The following is a 15,873-nucleotide window of genomic DNA, read 5'->3' as shown; positions in this document are numbered from 1 at the left end:
CGATCCACCGGAGCAGACAGGGAGTTTATTTGCGTTCTATACGGGCTTTTACCGCAGCTGTAATGATGATACCCGGCGCCGCCAGCGCCCTGTCGCTGGATGAGGCACTGGTGATTGCCAGGGAACAGGCCACCACTCTGCAAACCCTGGAGGCCGAAACCCGCCAGGCCGAAGCCCAGCACACCCGGACCGCCCAGGCGTTTTTACCCACCCTGAGCGCGGACACCAGCTGGCTGCGGGCCGATTCCAGCCTGATCACCGGTGTACCGGTACCTGACCAGACCAGCCCCACCGGCCTCAGGCAAGCCGATCTCGGCCCGGTGGAGGGCGCCGTTACCGGCGTACAACTGGTGCAGCCGGTTTTCAACGCCGATGCCCTCAAACAACGGGAAGCCGCCAGCCTGAAACTGGATGCCCGGCGCCAGGCCCGGCAATGGGGGCAGCAGGCCCTGCGCCTGGAAGTGGCGCGCCGTTACTTCAATATCCTGCGCCTGAGAAGCCGGCAAAACGCCGCGGAACAAGCCAGTGATGCCGCCCGACAGGCCGTACAGATGGCCGAAGGCAGTTATCAACAGGGCATGGCCGCCCGACTGGATGTGGAGCAGGCCCGGGCCGAACTGGCAGCGGCACAGGCCCGAATCAGCCAGGCCGAAGCCGCCGCCCGGGAGGCCGAATACCAGCTGAAATCCCTGCTGGGCATGGCCCCCCGCGAGCCACTGACACTGGAGACCGGCTTGCCGCAACCGGCACCGCCCATGGAAAGCGGCCAAGGCGCACCGCGCAAAGACCTGGAGGCCCGCCAGCTGGCCGCCCGGGCCGCCGACCAGCAAACCCGCGCCACCGAGGCGGAGTGGCTGCCCCGGGTCAATCTGCTGGCCCGCCAGCAATGGGCCCATGGCAACGAACTGCTGGACGACAACGCCGATGGCTGGCTGGTGGCCGTGAACCTGCAATGGACCCTGTTTGATGGCCTGGGCCGTCAGGGCCGCATTGCCGAAGCCCGGGCCGCTGCCGACAAAATCCGCACTGAACTGGAAGAAACCCGGCGGCGCATAGACCGTGAACAGGCCATTGCCGCCAGCCAGTGGCAGGCCGGCTTCAGTGCCTGGCAGGCTGCCGGCAAGTCGGTCAAAGCGGCCGAAAAAGCCGCCCGGCTGGCCAGCCGCCGCTATCAGGAAAACCTCGGCTCCATGACCGACCTGCTGACCGCCCGGGCCCGGCTTGACCGGGAACGGGCCACCTTGATTGACAGCCGCTATCAGGCGGTGCTGGCCGCCATGAACCATCACCTCCAGCACGGCCGTGATCCACTTCTGGCGTTAGGGAATGACTACCAATGACTGTTTTCACCCGGGCCCTGGGGCTCTGCTCGTTACTGGTTCTGGCCGGCTGTTTCGGCGACCCCCCGGAACCGGAAGCGAAGAAAAACACGCCGACACCGGAAGTCACCGTGGCCGAAATCCGGCCCTGGCAAAACGGCGCCACCCGCACCCTGCCCGGGGTGGTTCGCCCGGGCAGGCGGGCCGTGATCAGCACCCGTATGTCCGGCACCCTGGAGACGGTCAACGTGGAGCCGGGCGACACAGTGACCACCGGCCAACCCCTGGCAACCGTCGACTCCCGGGAAGTGGAGTCCGCCATCCGGGCCGCCCGCGCCAATGTCCAGGCGACGGAATCGGCCCTGAGTCAGGCCCGGCGTGAACATGAACGACTGCAACGGCTATACGGGGAAGATTTGATTGCCCGGGTCAAAATGGAACAGGCGGGTGTCCGGGTCCAGGAATTTGAAGCTCGCCTGGAAACCGCCAAAGCCGAATTGCAGAGCCAGCAAAGCAATCTGGATTACACCCGGCTGACCGCCCCTTTCGATGGCCTGGTGGCGGAAACACTGGTCGACGCCGGCAGCTTCGTTGGCCCCGGCCAGGCCCTGATGGTGCTGGAGGCCCGGGATACCCTGCGCATCGACGTTCCGGTATCCAGCCGGATTGCCAACAGTCTGCTTCCCGGACAGCTGGTATCGGTTATTACCGGCGAAGAAGGCCACACCCTGCCCGCCCACCTGACCGGCGTTATCCCGGCACTGGACAACGAAGCCACCGGCCAACGCCTGAGACTGACACTGAACAGCAACCAAGGCGCGCTGGCCCCGGGGCAAGTGGTCACCGTACTGGTGCCCAACCCGGATGAAGGTATGGTCGGCACCCGCAACTGGATGGCACTGCCACAAAGCGCGCTGATCCGCCGGGGTCAGTTAACCGGCACCCTGGTGCTGGAACAACGCGGCGATGAAACCGCCGTGCACCTGAAATGGATCAAGACCGCCAACCCGCCAGCCAACGGCACCGACAAGATTCCGGTCACCGAAGGCCTGTCTGAGGGCGAACAAGTGGTACTGGAGCCGTCAGCGGACCTGCAGGATGGCCAGACAGTCACGGTCAAAACAGCCGGAGCAGACAATGGCAAGCGATAAACCCGGACTGGCCGGGCGCATTGCCCAGCGTTTGCTGGCCTCCCCCATTGTTCCGCTGTTTGTCATCGCCTGCCTGCTGCTGGGCGGTTACGCCCTGCTGGTCACCCCCCGGGAAGACCGCCCGGACATCGACGTGCCCACCGCCACCGTGCTGATTCCCTGGCCCGGTGCCGGTGTTGAACGTGTGGACAACCAGCTGGCCCGAAAGGCCGCCGGCTGGGTTCGTGAGCTGGAGACGGTCAGCGAAGTGCGCAGCAGCAGTTCCAGTCACGCGGCCCTGTTATCGGTGGAATTCGAAGCGGGCACCCCGAAAAACAAGGCCTATTCCCAACTGGACGAGCTGTTTGGCGCCCACGCCACCGAACTGCCGGCCACGGCCGGTTCACCCACCATTGAAACCTTCGGCGAATCGCGGCTGGTGGTGCTGATGGCCACCCTCAGCAGCAAAACCGTGGGCCCCAACGGGCTGGAAGACATGGCCACCGAGCTTTCGGCAGAGCTGCTGCGAATACCCGGCGTACGGGATGTGCAGCGCTTCGGGGGCGACAAGGCCGCTATCGAAATTCTGCCGGACCCGGCGGAACTGGCGGCCCGCAGGATTCCCCTGAATCAGTTGGCCGAGGCCGTGGCCGGCGCCAACCGGCAGGTTCCCACCGGCCGCCTGGAGGGCAGCCCGGTGACCGACCTGCAGGCCGGTCTCAGCCTGGATAACCTGGAGCAGCTCGGGCGAATACCCGTGGGCCACGACGGCGGCGGCCCGGTCTACCTGGAACAGGTGGCCCAACTGCGTGCCGGGCGAGTGGAAGAGAACCAGGCCGTGCTGCACTGGCAAAAAGGCTTTTCCGCCCCCTACCCGGCCGTCACCCTGGCGGTCACCACCCTGGCCGGGCACAACGTCAGTGACATCACCGAGACCATCATTGAACGGTTACAGACCTTCAGCGACGACACCCTGCCCTCGGATGTGCACCTGGACATCACCCACGACGCCGGCGCCGATGCCGCCAAACGGGTGTACAGTGTCCTGTCCCAACTGCTGAGCGGCACCCTGGTGGTAGTGGGCATTATCTGGCTTGGCCTGGGCTGGCGCGCGGCAACCATCATCGCCATCATGATGCCGGTGTCCCTGGCGGTGGTGCCCTACCTGTACAACTACCTTGGCTTCACCCTGAACCCGGTGTCCATTGCCGCCATGATCCTGGCCATCGGCATTCTCTCGGACGACGCGGTGGTGATGCTGGAAAACGTCGCCCGGCATTTCCAGCGCGCCGGAGAAAAAACCCGGGAGCTGACGGTGAAAGCCATCGACGAGGTGGGCAACCCCACCATTCTGGCGGACTTGCTGGTGGTGGCCACCCTACTCCCCACCGCCTACATCACCGGCGAAATGGGCCAGTACGTGCGGGCCATTCCGGTCGGGGCCTCCGCCGCCGTGCTGTTCTCCCTGCTGGTGGCCCTGACCATTACCCCCTACTTCGGCTACCGTCTGTTGAAGGTCAAGGCCGGCCAAAACCCGAACAACGGCGCCACGGAATCCGCCCCCGAGAGCGGCTTTGTGGGCCAGTACCGCCGTCTCATGGAGCCCTTTCTTCGGTTTGCCTCCCTGCGCTGGCTGTTCTACCTGGGGCTGATCGTTCTGCTGCTGGCCAGCCTGTCGCTGGTGGCCATGCGTACCGTGCAGATCGGCCTGACCCCCCTGCTGGATCGCAACGTGTTTGCCGTGGATGTGGAACTTCCGGCCAGCGCCACCCTCACTGATTCTCTGAGCACCGCCTCGGACCTGAACCGGAAACTGGCTCAGATACCGGAACTGCGCGGGGTCACGGTGTATTCCGGCCTGATGGCACCAATGATCTACCCGCCGGAAACCCTCACCGCACCCGAGCGCAAGGCACCGAGGGACCTGATCCTGCACGTCAATCTGGTGCCCGAAGAAGAGCGCGAGCGCCAGAGCTACCAGATCAATCGGGAGATCGCCCAACAACTGGACGACTGGCTGGAGCCCCACAACGCCACCGGCCACATCGGCCGCATTCCCTCCGGCCCCGCCAGTGACCGGGCCATTACCGCCGAGATCTACGGCCCGGACCCGCAAAGCCGCCAGGCCGCCGCCGACAAGCTCGAGCAATGGCTGGCCGAACAGGAGGGCGTGATTGCCACCAGCCAGAGCCCGACCGCCGCCCTGCCGCGACTGAACCTGCACGTCGACCCCGAACGCGCGGCCACCTTCGGCGTGGTGCCGGCGGAGGTGACCCGCACATTGCGCCTGGCCATTGCCGGCGAAACCCTGGGCGACTGGGCCAGCCACGACTACGGCCGAGACCCGATGCCCATCGTCCTGCGCCTGGACAAGGCCGACCGGGATTCCGAGCAGGCCATTCGCAGCCTGTACGTCATCGGCCGGCAGAACCAGCCGGTCTCGCTGGAATCGGTGCTGGATTTTGAGCACACCGGTGGCGACCAGGCCCGTTTTCGCCGCGACCTGATGCCGGTGACCACCGTATTTGCCGACCTGGACCGCTCCGTGGCACAGCCCACGGCGGTGCAGATGGAATCCTTCAGCAGCGACCACTGGCCCGATATCGACGTGCGCTGGCTGAACCTGCCGGACAGCACCCGGGAAACCACCGGCTACTGGTCCGGTGAATGGGAAATGACCCGGGATGTCTACCGGGACCTGGGCGTGGCCGGGCTGGTGGTGATGGTGCTGATTTACGTGCTGCTGGCCGGCTGGTTCCGCTCCTACCGGTTACCGGTGCTGATTATGCTACCGATTCCGCTGATTTTTATCGGCGTGATTCCGGCCCACTGGCTGTGGGGTATCAACATTGCCGGCACGGGCGTACTGGGGGTCATTGCATTGGGCGGGATTGTCACTCGCAACGCCATTCTGCTGGTGGACTTTATTCAGCAGCGGCTGGAGGAAGGCATGGAATTGAAAGAAGCGGTGATTCAGGCCGGCGCCCAGCGCACCCGCCCGATCCTGCTCACCGCCGCCACCGTCATGTTCGGCAGCGGCGTGCTGATTTTCGAACCGGCCCTGGAGCCGCTGGGGCTCACCCTGGCCAGCGGGGTGCTGGTATCCACCCTGCTGACCCTGGTGCTGGTGCCGGTTCTCTACTATCACGCATTCAAAGACAGCGGGCGTTAGCCCGCCAGTTCCACCCGGTGGAAGTCCAGAATGTTGTCTTCCGGTGACGCCTTGATGGCCGCCACTTCCTTGCGCTTCTTCAGCAGAATGTAGGCAAAACAGGTGAAATACAGGGCAATCACCAGCGCCCCCACCCACTGGATGCGCAGGAAATCCAGCTGGAACAGCAGGGTCAGCCCGACCAGTGCCACCAGGTTGAAGATCACGTAGTTCACCCGGCCCAGGCGCTTCGCCGTCAGGTTCAGGTTATCGGTGTACAGGCGGATCAGCGAATCCAGCGAGTTGATCACCATCAGCACCCCGACCGAGATCATGGCAACATTGGTGAACGCGGCAATCTTCAGCCCCTCGGCGTGGTAGTAGTACAGCACACTGAACCACACGCCAATGGCGATGGACGGCACCACCAGCATGGCCAGCAGCAGCTGCCAGGTCTTGATACCGGACACAAAGCGCGCGGTGAACTGGCCAATCATGATGCTCCAGGCGAACCACCAGAACAGATAGAACTCGTGGTAGTCGTTAATCGGCAGCACAAACTGGTGCAGGTTTCCGAAATAGTCCCCCAGCATGCCCGCCGTGCCAAAGAAGTCCGCCGGCGAGCCCTGCCCGAGCACAAACGCCCGGAACCACATACCGATGATGAGTGCGATGAACAGAATACTGGAGCCCACACTCAGGATGCGCACGTACTTGATCTTCGAACTGGAATAGACCGCCAGCGCAATCGACAGGAATACGATGACATAAAACGCCGGCACTACCCCGTCGTCACTGCTCAGCTGCGGCAGATACCACGGCAGGTTCGCCAGTAGCAGATAGGCTGTAAACGCACAGGTGCCAATGATCACCACGTTGTTGATGAACTTCACCACCGGGATTTCAAAGAACTGCACTCTCGGCTCGATGATGGCGAAGTAGAAGCAGGTCAGGAAATAAAAGCCCCAGATCAGGAACGCCCAGAAGCCAAATTCAATGGCCAGCGGGTTTGCGAAGCCGTATTCCGGGTTGTCCGAGACATTGCCATAGCCGCCGAACTCGGTCAGCGGGAACATGATCAGCCCCACGTCCAGGCCGGAGGTGAACAGGATGGCAATGAAGACCAGCGTGCGAACCGGCGTCACGCCGATGCACTGCATGTCCCACCATTTGTACAGAATCAGGGCAATGGCGGCGAAGGTGAAAATCAGACCAGACGATAACCAGAGTGTCATACGCTCAGCCTCCGGTTGGTACTACTCAGTATAAAGCACAGCATGGGTGTTCCTCCTCTACTTGATTAAGCGCTGCTTATTTCGAATCGGACACAAACCCAGGACTTGCCTATCCGGCGCCCGAGAACGGCACAAGGCCGTTGCGCTGATAGGGAAATCCTGAGGGCTTGCTACCCGGGCGCGTTGCGCACTCGGGGTAGGATCACGGTCGCGGAATAGCTAGGGATGCGCCCGTTTGGCCTGGCCAGGGCGTTGGTGCACTTGCCACTGGGCGTCCATGTCGACCGGTGCGGCCGAGGCCGGCAGGGGCTCCCTGCCCCGAATGAGGTCGGCGGCCCGCTCAGCCACCATGATGGTGGGCGCGTTCAGGTTGCCGTTGGGAATGGTCGGGAAGATGGACGAGTCCACCACCCTTAGATTGTCGATGCCGCGCACCCGGGTGTCCGGGTCCACCACCGCCAGCTCGTCGGTGCCCATCTTGCAGGTGCAGGACGGGTGATAAGCGCTCTCCACCGCCTGGCGGACAAAGGCATCGATGTCTTCGTCACTGGTGATCTGCTCACCGGGCTGGATTTCCGCGCCCCGGTAGGCGTCCATGGCCGGCTGGTTGATGATCTCCCGGGTCAGGCGCACGCAGTCACGGAAGCCTTCGCGGTCATCCTCGTGTTGCAGGTAATTAAAGCGGATGCGCGGTGACTGCTTCGGGTCGGCCGACTGCACGCGCACAAAGCCCCGGCTTTTGGGCTTGTTGTGGCCGATGTGCAGTTGGAAACCGTCCCCGGAAAACGCTTCCTTACCGTCGTAGCGCATGGCGGCCGGCAGGAAGTGGTATTGCAGGTCCGGCCACTCCACGCCCGCCTTGGAGCGGATAAAGCCACAGGACTCGAAGTGGTTGGTGGCACCCAGACCGTCCTTGCGCAGGATCCAGCGCACGCCGATCTTGAACTTGTTCCACCAGTCCAGCTTGCGGTTCAGCGACACCGGCTGCTTGCAGCGGAACTGGAAGTAGAACTCCAGATGATCCTGCAGGTTCTCGCCCACGCCGGGCAGTTCGTGCTGCACGTCGATGCCTGCCTGCTTCAGCACCTCCGGGTTACCAATGCCGGAGAGTTGCAGCAGGTGCGGCGAGCCGATGGAGCCGGCGGACAGAATCACTTCTTTGCCAGCCTGGGCCTCATGCACCTTGCCACCCTGTTCGTAGCGCACGCCGGTGGCGGTCTTGCCCTCCAGCAGCACCCGGTGCACCTGGGCGTGGGTGACCACAGTCAGGTTGTCCCGGGCCATGGCCGGGCGCAGGTAAGCATTCGCCGTGGACCAGCGACGACCGTTTTTCACCGTCATGTGCATGGGGCCGAAGCCTTCCTGGCGGGCACCGTTGTAATCCTTGGTTTCCATGTACCCGGCATCCACACCTGCCTGAACAAAGGCCGAGTACAGTGGGTTCAGCATGTTGTTGCCGTTGTTCACACCCAGCGGACCCTCGCCGCCCCGGTAGTCATCGCCACCAAAGGCCCAGGTTTCCGCTTTTTTGAAGTAGGGCAATACGTTGGCGTAATTCCAGCCGTCCGCGCCTTCGGCTTGCCACTCATCGAAATCCCGGGCGTGGCCGCGCACATACACCATGCCGTTGATGGAGGATGAACCGCCCAGCACCTTGCCCCGGGGGCAGTGCATTTCGCGGTTGTCCAGATAGGGCTCCGGCTCGGTGTGGAACTGCCAGGCGTACTTTTTGGTGTTCATGGGAATGGACAGGGCGGTGGGCATCTGGATGAAGATGCTCTTGTCGCTGCCGCCGGTTTCCAGCAGCAGCACCCGGTTGTTCGAGTCTTCGGTGAGCCGGTTGGCCAGCACACAACCGGCCGAGCCCGCACCCACAATGATGTAGTCGTATTGTGCTTCTTTCATACGCGTACTCCTCTGTGGCCTGCGGGGTTAAAAGGGCGCATCGATATCTTTCATGCCCACGTACACCGATTTGATCTGGGTGTAGTGGTCCAGGGTCACGCGCCCGTTTTCCCGGCCGATGCCCGAGAGTTTGTAACCGCCCACGGGCATTTCTGCCGGGGACTCGCCGTAACTGTTGATCCAGCAGATACCCGCCTGGATGCGGTGAATCACCCGGTGGGCGCGGCGGATGTCGTTGGTGAACACGCCGGCGGCCAGGCCGGTGTCGGTGTTGTTGGCCCGGGCGATCACCTCGTCTTCATCGCGGAAAGTCAGCACCGACATCACCGGCCCGAAGATCTCCTCGCGCACGATGGTCATGTCGTCGGAGCAGTCGGTGAAAATGGTCGGCTCCACGAAGTAACCGCCTTTCGAATCCTCCGGCTCGAACGCCCGGCCACCGTGGCTCAGGGTGGCGCCTTCGGACAGGCCCCTGGCGATGTAGTCCAGCACCAGCTCCTGGTGTTTTTTGGAGATCAGGGCACCGAAGTTGGTGTTCGGGTCCATGGGATCGCCCGGCAGGATGTTCTTGCGGGTGCGCTCCAGCAGGCGCTCCATGAAGGCCGGGTAGATGTCTTCGTGGACGAACACCCGGGTGCCGTTGGTGCAGATCTCGCCCTGGGTGTAGAAGTTGCCCACCATGGCGGCGGAGATGGCGTTCTCCAGGTCGGCGTCATCGAAGATGATCAGCGGCGACTTGCCGCCCAGTTCCATGGTCACGTCTTTCAGGGTGGAGGCGGAGGCTTCCATGACCTTTTTGCCAGTACCCACCTCGCCGGTGAACGACACCTTGGCGATGGCCGGGCTGTGGGTCAGCCACTGCCCCACTTCGGCAGCGCCCTGCACCACGTTGAACACGCCCGCCGGCACACCGGCCTCGGTGAAGATTTCCGCCAGCTTCACCGCACCCATGGGGGTTTCCTCGGAGGGCTTGAAGATCATGGCGTTGCCGGTGGCCAGCGCCGGCGCGGACTTCCAGCAGGCAATCTGCAGCGGGTAGTTCCAAGCGCCAATACCGGCACAGATCCCCAGCGGTTCCCGGCGGGTGTAATAGAAGTCACCGCCCAGATCCTGCTGGTTGCCCTCGATGGACGGCGCCAGGCCGGCGAAAAATTCGATGGCATCGGCACCGGTGGTCACATCCACCGCTTCGGCTTCCTGCCAGGGCTTACCGGTGTCCTTCACTTCCACCGCCGCCAGTTCGTCATTGCGCTCGCGCAGTATCGCCACGGCCTTGAGCAGGATCCGGCTGCGCTCGACCATGGGCATGGCGGACCACTGGGCAAAGCCGGCGCGGGCGCTTTCAATGGCCGCCTGCTGGATGGCCTCATCGGCCACTTCCACTTCGTAGATCACCTGGCCGGTGGCCGGGTTCACCACCGGGAAAGTTTCACCGGTGGTGTTGGCCAGAAACCGGCCGTGGATAAAGTTACGGACAACAGGAACCGTTGCTGCTTCAGACATGATCCGGAAAATCCCTCAATTGGGTGACTTCAGGCCTTGTGGGCCGTTTGATTCAATGGGCTCAGGCGCGGGCCTGGGCCAGTGTCTCGTGGACGAATTTCTTGCACAGACGCTCGCCGGCCTCGAAGTGCTCGGACGGGTCTGCGCTCAGGGCACTGCGCAACCAGAAACCGTCGATCAGTGCGGCGGTTTGCCGCGCCGCCTCCGTGGCCTCGTTGGCGGGTAGTACCTGGGCAAACGAATACCTGAGATTGCTGTACAGCCGGGCGTTGTTGATCTGCTGCAACCGGTGCAGCCCCGGCTCATGCATGGCACGGGACCAGAAACTCAGCCAGGTTTTCGCCGCCAGCGCCGAACGCTGGAATTCCGAGAAGTTGGATTCGATGATGCAATCCAGCCGCTGCTCGGGAGAGCCGTCGGTTTTTGCCATGCGCTCCAGCAGTTCCCTGCCCAACTGGTCCAGCAGGTGGCGCAGGGCTGCTTCAATCAGCCCCTGCTTGCCGCCGAAATAGTGACTGATAATCCCCGATGACATCCCCGCCCGCTTGCTGATGCTGACAATGGTGGTGTTCTGCATGCCCAGCTCGGCAATCGACTCCATGGTGGCGTCAATCAACTGCTGTCGGCGGGTGTCTTTCATTCCAACTTTTGGCATGGCGACGGTCTCTGATCCCTCAATATTGTTAATTGAACGTTCAATTAATAAAAAGGTTACAGAAAAGCCGTGCGCATTTCAAACAACCAGGAAACCGGTGCCGGTTTCTTCCAGTAGCGCGGATGAACACCGTGTTCTAAATTTATTCATGCACGTCATAACATTCAAAGGAGCATCCGATGGCCACTATCGTGATTGTCGGTGCCGGCCTGGGCGGCATGCCCATGGCGTTCGAGATGCGCGAACTGGCCCGAAAAACCGATCGCATCGTGATGATTTCCGACAAGGATTACTTCCACTTTGTCCCCTCCAACCCCTGGGTGGCGGTGGACTGGCGAAAACCGGACGACATCAAGGTTCCGCTGGCGGGGGTCCTGGCCAAACGCAAGGTGGAGCTGATCGTCAACGCCGTCACACGAGTGGACCCGGACGGCCGCAAGGTGATTCTGGCGGACGACTCCAGCGTCGAATACGACCACCTGATTCTTGCCACCGGGCCACGGCTGGCGTTCGATGAAGTGGAGGGGCTCGGGCCGGATGGGGGATTTACCCAGTCCATCTGCCACGTGGACCACGCCGACAAGGCCCGCAACCGCTGGCAATCCTTCGTGGAGAACCCTGGCCCGGTGGTGGTCGGCGCGGTGCAGGGCGCCTCCTGTTTTGGGCCAGCCTACGAGTATGCCTTCATCATGGATCGGGATCTGCGTCAGCGGAAACTCCGGGACAAGGTCCCGATGACCTTTGTGACACCGGAACCCTATATCGGCCACCTGGGCCTGGGGGGCGTGGGCGACAGCAAGAGCATGCTGGAATCGGAACTGCGCCAGCACCACATCAACTGGATCTGTAATGCCCGGGTCGAGAAGATCGAAGACGGCCTGATGCACGTGGTGGAAGTGAACGACGATGGCAGCGAGAAAACCCGGCATGAACTGCCCTTCGACTATTCCATGATGCTGCCCGCCTTCACCGGTATCGAGGCTGTACGAGGTATTGAAGGCCTGGTGAATCCGCGCGGATTCATCATCATCGACAAGCATCAGCGCAACCCCACCTACCCCGATATATGGGGCATTGGCGTTGCCGTGGCCATCGCACCCCCGGGCAAGACACCACTGCCGGTGGGCGTGCCCAAGACCGGCTTCATGATCGAAAGCATGGTGACCGCAACAGCCCGCAACATCCGCGCTGTCCTGGATGAACAGGAACCGGAAAGCGAAGCCACCTGGAATGCCGTATGCCTGGCCGACATGGGAGACACCGGAATCGCATTCGTGGCCATTCCCCAGATTCCACCACGCAATGTGAACTGGATGAAAAAGGGCAAATGGGTGCATTATGGAAAGATCGCCTTCGAGAAGTATTTTCTGCACAAAGTGCGTGCAGGCACCAGCGACCCGATCTACGAACGCTATGTAATGAAGACGCTGGGCATCGACAGGCTTAAATGACCCCTTGGAGGGCCAAAGCGTGGCACCACGACACGGCGTCATCGTTTTCTACGATGAACGCATGCTCGCCCACTTCCCCGACACCAACGCGGAGTTTCTCCCCGGCCGGCTGGACAAACGTGTACGGTCCATTCTGTCGGGGCTTTACATTCCATGGAAGTATCCCGAACACCCGGGCCGGATTACCGCGATCATGGATCTGCTGGCCCGGGAGCCGATTGAGGGCGTCAGTATCGAACCCGGCAAGGCGGCAACCATGGACCAGCTGAGCCGGGTCCATACCAAATCCTTTCTGGACGATATTTTCTCCCTGCGTGACCAAAGTGCCTGGCTGGACGTGGACACCACCGCCGTCTCACCCGGCAGTGTTCAGGCCGCGGAAGTTGCGGCCGGCACGGCCATCGCCGCCGTGGAAGCGGTGATCGAGGGCCGGGCTGGCTCAGCCTTCGCCGTGGTTCGCCCGCCCGGCCACCACGCGGAGCCGGTGCGTGCCCGTGGTTTCTGCCTGTTCAACAACGTGGCCATTGCCGCCGCCCACGCGCAGGATGTGCTGGGTTGCAAAAGGGTGTTGATCGTGGACTGGGATGCCCATCACGGCAACGGCACACAGGACATCTTCTGGGCCGACCCGAATGTCCTGTTTTTCGACATTCACCGAGCCGCTCCCTTCTATCCCGGCACCGGGGCACTCACCGACGTGGGAGCCGGGCGCGGCGAAGGCACCACCGTGAACGTGCCAATGCCCGGTGGCGCCTGCGACATAGCCTACCTGAAAGCCATGCGGGAAATTCTGGTTCCCGCCGCCGATTACTTCCAGCCCGACCTGGTGCTGGTGTCCGCCGGCTTCGATGCCCACTGGTTTGATCTGGCACTCAATGTCTCTTACGAGGGGTTTGCGGCGATGACCGGCGTGGTCCAGCAAATTGCCAACAAACACTGTCATGGCCGGCTGGCCATGATTCTGGAGGGTGGTTACAACATTGAATCACTATCCCGTGGTGTGCATTCGGTACTGAAAGTACTCGCCGGCGCCACGCCCGACGAGCCTAAAATGTGTGGCCTGGAAGAAGTGGAAGCAGCCATTACCTTCCACAAGGGCGCGTTTGACGCCAATGGTCCGGAACAGTGAAACGCACTCCAGCCTAACCGTCCGACGCGAAGTGATAATGACTGCGCCGGGTTTCCTTGACCACATACATGGCCTGGTCCGCCTGGCGGATCAAATCTTCCGGATCCTCGCTGTCAAACGGATAGAGCGCGATACCGATGCTGGCCCCCAAACGGAACTGCTGGCCCTCCACCTCGAAGGGCTGCGCCAGCGCGTCCAGCAGTTTTCTGGCCATGGCCTCGGCACCCAGGCGAGCAGTGGACTGGGACAGATAACCGGTGATGACAAACACAAACTCGTCACCCCCGAAACGGGCAAACGTGTCTGAATCACGGACAATTTCCGCCAGGCGCCCAGCCACCTGTTGCAGGATCAGATCACCCGCATCATGGCCGTGCTGGTCATTGATGGGTTTAAAACCGTTCAGATCCATGAACAGCACCGCACCACCTGTGTGTTCACGACGCGCCCGGGACAATGCACGTTCCAGGCGGTCATCCACCAACAGACGATTGGGCAGACCAGTCAGGGCATCGTGAGTGGCCAGGTGGGCCATTTTGGCGTCGTGCTGGCGCAGGCGCGACATTTCGCTGGCCATGCGCAGGTTGATTGCCCGGCGTAAACGACTGGCACCAGCCCGGTGGTGGCGTTCCCAGGGCAGGCTTTGCCCCCGCACTTGTTCGGTCCAGGCCTCAAATGACTGACGTGGTGATATCCGGGCCTTGTCGCCTACCGGGGAGCGGTCAACAGCCTTGGCTGGCTCACCGGCCCAGTTGATATCCAGTGGTCGCTCACCACGCAGCAGTATCAGGTACTCGTCGCTGGCATGGGACAACGGAATGAACAGGTAACCGCACACCCAATCAACCGAACCCCGCACCGATTCAGGCAGGTGTTCGGCACTGGCCATACCGGTGCTGTCCTGTTCACGGATGGCCTCTCGCAGGATCCGCACCCGGTCGGCGTCCAGTTTTCGACCGTATTGATAGCAGATGCCATCAAGACGCAGGAAAACCGCCTCACAATCGAATGCGGGCAGCAGGGTCTCCAGGCCGGACAGGCCCTCCTCAAGATCCAGTGCGGCCTGGAACGGAGCATTAAAACTGTCGATCGCCCTGCCCAGTTGGGACATGCGGTGATTGAACTCCCGGTTCAGGGCCAGCTGCAGGTTTTCGCTGGCCATCTGCGACACCATTTTGCAGAAGGTGCGCACCGGCTGGCTCAGGTAATTGGGCTTGTCGCCATGGCAGACAATCATGCCCCAGAGCTCACCATCCGGCATCAGCGACATGGTCAGGGAGGACACGGTGCCCATGTTGCGCATGTATTCCCGGTGAATGGGTGAAACACTGCGCAACTGCGTGTAAGTCATGTCCAGCTCCCCGGTAAAGGGGTTCTCGGCCGGTAGCAACGGCACGGGCGTGTAACCCACATTACTGATGCGGCGGATGCGGTTGATTTCATACAACCGCCGGGCCTGGGACGGGATGTCACTGGCCGGAAAGTGGTGGCCCAGAAACCGGTGCTGGCCGTCGGCCCGGTCTTCAATAATGATCTGCCCGTTCCACTCGGCATCAAAGCGATACACCATGACACTTTCGTGACCGGTCACCTCCCTTACCAGCCGGGCCGTCATGGTCAGCAACCGGTCCGGATCGCGAATACGCTCCAGATCGTGAAAAAAATTGCTCAACTGGCTGAACAGCTGGTAAGTCAGTAACTGGTCATCATCCGGCAGCGGCTCCATTTCCACCAGAATACCGCTTTGATTGTGGTGCCCTCGCAGGATGAACCCCTTACCCCGGTACCGCACCGGCTGCAACGTGGGGTGGTCGTTGACCGGATGGCCCAATACCCTTGTCAGAAACTCGTCCAGATCCTGACCCAGCACATGGGCCAGCGGTTTTCCCAGTAGCGCTTCAGGTGCCCAGCCAAGCCACACATCGGTGTTCTGACTGAGCTGGATGATGGTGAAATCGTCCGGGTCCAATACCAGTAAAAGACCATCTGGCTGAATGGCTCCGGGGATATGAATCGGCTCCTTTTCACATTGCTCAAGATCCTCGGTGGAAACGGCGGCGTTCACGGGGTACTGACCTCTCGGTGTTCTGGGCGGGATATCGTCTGGAAGTTTTGAAAAAACAGGGAAAAGGTGGCTCGGGCGGCATTTGCGCAGGCTTCTCTGGCCGCCGGTTCGCTGGCATGGGCCGCCAGCAGACGGTCAAGCTGATGCCAGAGCGGTTTCAGGAACGGCTGACCGTCCCGGTAAAAACTCAGTGGGGTATCCGGGCCCAGATGCTGTTCCAGGCGCGGGGCGATAAAGCGGGCACCAAAACCGGCACCGAGCAGCACATAACAGCAACCCAGGGCTTCGGGCAGGTTGGTAATCGGTACCGTGGGTGGCAATGGACCGGGC

At 62.1% G+C, this 15,873-nt stretch carries 11 protein-coding genes; 5 read left to right on the top strand and 6 right to left on the bottom strand.

Features of this window, described 5'->3' with window-relative positions; translation table 11 throughout:
• Positions 1 to 62 precede the first annotated feature (62 nt).
• From BMZ63_RS13450 to BMZ63_RS13440, 3 genes are read left to right on the top strand one after another with little or no spacing between them, the layout of a single operon-like run.
• A complete protein-coding gene (locus BMZ63_RS13450; protein WP_177187090.1) occupies positions 63 to 1,340 on the top strand; it encodes a TolC family protein in 1,278 nt (425 codons plus the stop codon).
• Entirely contained in the window at positions 1,337 to 2,470 is a 1,134-nt protein-coding gene (locus tag BMZ63_RS13445) for an efflux RND transporter periplasmic adaptor subunit (RefSeq protein WP_091706271.1), read from the top strand. The genes BMZ63_RS13450 and BMZ63_RS13445 overlap by 4 nt, the downstream gene beginning before the upstream one ends.
• On the top strand, positions 2,457 to 5,621 hold the full coding sequence (locus BMZ63_RS13440; protein ID WP_177187089.1) for an efflux RND transporter permease subunit: 3,165 nt from the start codon (positions 2,457 to 2,459) through the stop codon (positions 5,619 to 5,621). Before BMZ63_RS13445 ends, BMZ63_RS13440 begins: the two co-directional genes overlap by 14 nt.
• On the opposite strand, the gene BMZ63_RS13435 is transcribed toward BMZ63_RS13440, so the two are convergent.
• The 4 genes from BMZ63_RS13435 to betI form a co-directional block, all read right to left on the bottom strand.
• Entirely contained in the window at positions 5,618 to 6,835 is a 1,218-nt protein-coding gene (locus BMZ63_RS13435) for a BCCT family transporter (RefSeq protein ID WP_091706268.1), read from the bottom strand. The two genes, BMZ63_RS13440 and BMZ63_RS13435, sit on opposite strands and share 4 nt — an antisense overlap.
• A gap of 219 nt (positions 6,836 to 7,054) precedes the next feature.
• The gene (gene betA, locus BMZ63_RS13430) at positions 7,055 to 8,740 is read right to left on the bottom strand and encodes a choline dehydrogenase (protein ID WP_091706266.1); all 1,686 of its coding nucleotides are present in this window, start codon (positions 8,738 to 8,740) and stop codon (positions 7,055 to 7,057) included.
• 27 nt (positions 8,741 to 8,767) lie between these two features.
• A complete protein-coding gene (betB, locus tag BMZ63_RS13425) occupies positions 8,768 to 10,243 on the bottom strand; it encodes a betaine-aldehyde dehydrogenase (protein ID WP_091706264.1) in 1,476 nt (491 codons plus the stop codon).
• A gap of 61 nt (positions 10,244 to 10,304) precedes the next feature.
• The gene (gene betI, locus BMZ63_RS13420) at positions 10,305 to 10,898 is read right to left on the bottom strand and encodes a transcriptional regulator BetI (protein ID WP_091706262.1); all 594 of its coding nucleotides are present in this window, start codon (positions 10,896 to 10,898) and stop codon (positions 10,305 to 10,307) included.
• A 179-nt stretch (positions 10,899 to 11,077) separates the two neighbouring features.
• Here betI and BMZ63_RS13415 point away from each other — a divergent pair, with 179 nt between their 5' ends.
• Both BMZ63_RS13415 and BMZ63_RS13410 read left to right on the top strand, forming a co-directional pair.
• A complete protein-coding gene (locus tag BMZ63_RS13415; RefSeq protein WP_091706260.1) occupies positions 11,078 to 12,349 on the top strand; it encodes an NAD(P)/FAD-dependent oxidoreductase in 1,272 nt (423 codons plus the stop codon).
• Positions 12,350 to 12,410: 61 nt separating this feature from the next.
• A complete protein-coding gene (locus BMZ63_RS13410) occupies positions 12,411 to 13,478 on the top strand; it encodes a histone deacetylase family protein (RefSeq protein ID WP_091706419.1) in 1,068 nt (355 codons plus the stop codon).
• 13 nt (positions 13,479 to 13,491) lie between these two features.
• Here BMZ63_RS13410 and BMZ63_RS13405 read toward each other — a convergent pair whose 3' ends face one another.
• Positions 13,492 to 15,543 (bottom strand): bifunctional diguanylate cyclase/phosphodiesterase, encoded by a 2,052-nt coding sequence (locus BMZ63_RS13405; protein WP_091706258.1) that lies wholly within the window; start codon positions 15,541 to 15,543, stop codon positions 13,492 to 13,494.
• Positions 15,540 to 15,863 (bottom strand): heme oxygenase-like domain-containing protein, encoded by a 324-nt coding sequence (locus tag BMZ63_RS15190; protein ID WP_227663613.1) that lies wholly within the window; start codon positions 15,861 to 15,863, stop codon positions 15,540 to 15,542. The genes BMZ63_RS13405 and BMZ63_RS15190 overlap by 4 nt, the downstream gene beginning before the upstream one ends.
• Between the last annotated feature and the right edge of the window lie 10 nt (positions 15,864 to 15,873).

The organism is Marinobacter persicus (genome assembly GCF_900114155.1).
Classification (GTDB): Bacteria; Pseudomonadota; Gammaproteobacteria; order Pseudomonadales; family Oleiphilaceae; genus Marinobacter; species Marinobacter persicus.
This window is presented reverse-complemented; position numbering and strand designations above follow the sequence as displayed.

Bases quoted from the DNA above. Each gene is read 5' to 3' on its own strand.
- BMZ63_RS13450 (WP_177187090.1), top strand. From the start codon at position 63: ATGATGATACCCGGCGCCGCCAGCGCCCTGTCGCTGGATGAGGCACTG.
- BMZ63_RS13445 (WP_091706271.1), top strand. From the start codon at position 1,337: ATGACTGTTTTCACCCGGGCCCTGGGGCTCTGCTCGTTACTGGTTCTG.
- BMZ63_RS13440 (WP_177187089.1), top strand. From the start codon at position 2,457: ATGGCAAGCGATAAACCCGGACTGGCCGGGCGCATTGCCCAGCGTTTG.
- BMZ63_RS13435 (WP_091706268.1), bottom strand. From the start codon at position 6,835: ATGACACTCTGGTTATCGTCTGGTCTGATTTTCACCTTCGCCGCCATT.
- betA (WP_091706266.1), bottom strand. From the start codon at position 8,740: ATGAAAGAAGCACAATACGACTACATCATTGTGGGTGCGGGCTCGGCC.
- betB (WP_091706264.1), bottom strand. From the start codon at position 10,243: ATGTCTGAAGCAGCAACGGTTCCTGTTGTCCGTAACTTTATCCACGGC.
- betI (WP_091706262.1), bottom strand. From the start codon at position 10,898: ATGCCAAAAGTTGGAATGAAAGACACCCGCCGACAGCAGTTGATTGAC.
- BMZ63_RS13415 (WP_091706260.1), top strand. From the start codon at position 11,078: ATGGCCACTATCGTGATTGTCGGTGCCGGCCTGGGCGGCATGCCCATG.
- BMZ63_RS13410 (WP_091706419.1), top strand. From the start codon at position 12,411: ATGCTCGCCCACTTCCCCGACACCAACGCGGAGTTTCTCCCCGGCCGG.